General features: G+C 57.6%; 4 protein-coding genes. 1 reads left to right on the forward strand and 3 read right to left on the reverse strand.

The annotated features are described in order from the left end of the window. Nucleotides 1-488 precede the first annotated feature (488 nt). Nucleotides 489-710, forward strand: a complete 222-nt coding sequence (locus ACQR1Y_RS34585; protein WP_434880139.1) for a hypothetical protein — start codon at nt 489-491, stop codon at nt 708-710. Between the two features lie 21 nt (nt 711-731). Here ACQR1Y_RS34585 and ACQR1Y_RS34590 read toward each other — a convergent pair whose 3' ends face one another. The 3 genes from ACQR1Y_RS34590 to ACQR1Y_RS34600 all read right to left on the reverse strand — a co-directional run bounded on the left by ACQR1Y_RS34590 (nt 732) and on the right by ACQR1Y_RS34600 (nt 2,224). Further along, nucleotides 732-1,091 carry a hypothetical protein gene (locus tag ACQR1Y_RS34590; RefSeq protein WP_434880140.1) on the reverse strand — a complete coding sequence of 120 codons (360 nt, stop codon included), beginning with the start codon at nt 1,089-1,091 and terminating at the stop codon, nt 732-734. A 93-nt stretch (nt 1,092-1,184) separates the two neighbouring features. After that, nucleotides 1,185-1,676, reverse strand: a complete 492-nt coding sequence (locus tag ACQR1Y_RS34595) for a hypothetical protein (RefSeq protein WP_434880141.1) — start codon at nt 1,674-1,676, stop codon at nt 1,185-1,187. Between the two features lie 266 nt (nt 1,677-1,942). Continuing rightward, a complete protein-coding gene (locus ACQR1Y_RS34600) occupies nt 1,943-2,224 on the reverse strand; it encodes a hypothetical protein (RefSeq protein ID WP_434880142.1) in 282 nt (93 codons plus the stop codon). Between the last annotated feature and the right edge of the window lie 430 nt (nt 2,225-2,654).

Genomic DNA, 2,654 nt, shown 5'->3' on the forward strand with positions numbered 1-2,654 from the left:
TTGCTACCGGCTGGAACGACCTTTGCCGGAAGGGACTTTCACCCTCTCAAGAACCGCGCCTTTCCACGGCGCACCTTTATACGTGATCTCCCTGGGGATCGGCGTTCTTGCCCCCATCATCAGCGCGTGCCGTCAAGCAACACGTTGACTTGACCTCAGCGACGAGAGGCCAGGACCACACGACTTCATCGTCCGCAACCGATCAGTCGTCGCGCATCAGCGCCTGATCCACCACGGCCACCGCATCCCCGCCCCACGTATCGTGACGACCGCGCGTACGCCCCTTCGCATCGGGACGGGATGCACGGATAAGACCACTGATTTGGGGGTGGGCGTCAAGAATTTTTCTGGAAACCGGAAGAACGCCCCAGGTCGCGGTTCGCGGCAAACCAGGATGGGCGGCAGATTGGGATCCATGCGATGAACAGTCGGAAACGTCCGAGAGACCGAGCTTGTCTACTGCGGCGATTCAGCCCGCCTGGTAACCGATGAAGCTGAGCAAAGATGCGGTTGCCTTTCTCAAGCACGTCGTCTCGGCCCAAGGCGGCTGTCTTGTCTACGATCGCTATCCGGACGTGGAAGTCAGCAGCCTGATCGACGCCGGCATTCTACGCGTGCGCCCCATCAATCCGAAACTCACGCATTACGAGATCACGGAGTTAGGACGGCGCGCGATCTCGTCATGCACGGGCGGAAGCGCCGCTCGGTGACGCGGAGGCATTCCGCCTGGATCAGAGATCAACGACTTCGAATCGGGGCGGCGCCTTGCAGAGCACGTCCATGCATCCCCATCCCGTGATGAAGCGATAGTGGCTGGCAGGATGGAAGCTCACTTTCCAAGCCTCCGATTGTACTGCCGCAAACACGGCGCCCTCGACGCGGTAAGCGAAATGACGTGACACCAGACCTTCCGGTTTGGTGTCCTGCTCTGTGCTGAGCGGAAATTCGTCCAAGAGACGGACGATCGTTTCGTCGTCGAAGTGAACGTGAAGTACGCGCTTCTCTGCACCTGGAAGGATGAAGTCTGCCGCAAGATGATCCCGCTGCCAGTTGACGGCGAGAAGGTCGCTGTCATCGCACGCAAAGCTCACGCCTGCATCGATTGGAAAAATGCGTCGGCATGTTCGCTCCGGTTATCTGATCGAGCAGATTCGGGACCCTTAAAAAAGTGGGGGAGCGGCCCCTCACTCGGATTTTGAGGCCGGGAGAGATCTGATCGAACGGAAATGCGCCCCCAGCGCCTGCCATCGGGGTTCGAGCTTCGCTTTGCCGCCGGCGAATGCCGTTGCCTGTCCCCCTACATGAATAACGCCAAAGATGGGAACGCCAGTAAGCTCGGTGTGGAACGGCGCTTCGACCATGTAAGCATTTTTCATGGGCATCCACTTGCCGTTGTTAGTAGATGATCGGATCGCGTTGAAGGGAGCAGATCCAAGGCAGATGACCATCTTCGGCCTTACAATGTCGATCTGCGGCACTGCGTACTCAGAAGCACTTTTGACCAAATCCCGAAACGGATTTTTTGCACCCATACTTCCTTCCTTGATGAACGGAAACACGTCGGCCGCATAAGTCTCTTCGAACGACAGATCAAACTGCTCACGGAGGATTCGCTTGATATTGATGTTTGTCGGAAGCGTAGCGTCGTGGCCACACTGTTTCTGCCTCTCATTCATTCCGCGGCTTGTTGAGGAAGTCTGGCGACGCCCAGTCTTGGCAGATCAGCATCAGATCGGCATCAACGTTACAGGCCGAAATCGTCCACGGCACACATGGTCAGTTTCGTAATATCCGTCGTGGAAATCAGCCAACTTAAACTAAGGTTTCGAATAGCGTTCGAATTTCGCGTCCTGTCGCTTCTTCGCCAGCCGCAACAGCGCCTCCCGCTTTTTGACGGCCTCAGCGGACGAGATAATATTGCCCACTAACTTTTCCTGTGCATTCACGCGGTCGCCTCGCGCCAGATTGCTTCCGGCAGCGCTGTTCGATCGTATGGATAGTCTTGCCAGAAATCACCGCGCCGCGCTCCCGTGTCCCTTCCAGCCGCAATTGCATCGTCGGGCCGATCAACCATGACCGAGAGCGTGACGACGATGCCCCCGGGGACACGCCCGATGCTCGCGCCATTGATTTCGAGAGAAGCGATGTTCTGGTTGTTTGCTGTCTGACGACCCATGAAGCGTGATGCCGCCGCGAGTGACGATGCTCCAGCGGCTTCTGCCAATCCACTCCCCATGCTATCTCCAGAGCTCCTTCAGTCGATCCTCACTGTTCGACGTGAAAGACCGGGTCTGCGGCAGTCCCGGCGATACTCTTCGTTTGATTGGCAGGACGTCACCGAAACGCCGGGTACTGGCGCAGCCTCGTGTCGGGCGCACCACGCATCCGAAATTCGCCCGCCGCTGCTGCAACGCGGTCGTGCAAGTCATGTGCGGGAACGGCTGATCGCTTGCCACCTTGGGCCACCTCCGCGGCTTGCGCTTCATGTCAATGAAGCAAAGCCACTGCGATCACCTGCGCTCGGCGAACAGCGTGTCTTGCTCCGCCGACAACGATCCCGATGGAATGAAAGCAGACTAGAGCATGCTGTTTTTATACGGAAACATATCCTGAGTTTCTGAGATAGTTGGCGCACTCCTTTTCCGGGAAGAGAT

Source organism: Bradyrhizobium sp. HKCCYLRH3099 (genome assembly GCF_051167855.1).
In the GTDB taxonomy this organism is placed as follows: Bacteria; Pseudomonadota; Alphaproteobacteria; order Rhizobiales; family Xanthobacteraceae; genus Bradyrhizobium.

Coding starts and splice junctions, on each gene's coding strand:
- ACQR1Y_RS34595 (WP_434880141.1), bottom strand. CDS start 1,676: ATGAATGAGAGGCAGAAACAGTGTGGCCACGACGCTACGCTTCCGACA.
- ACQR1Y_RS34585 (WP_434880139.1), top strand. CDS start 489: ATGAAGCTGAGCAAAGATGCGGTTGCCTTTCTCAAGCACGTCGTCTCG.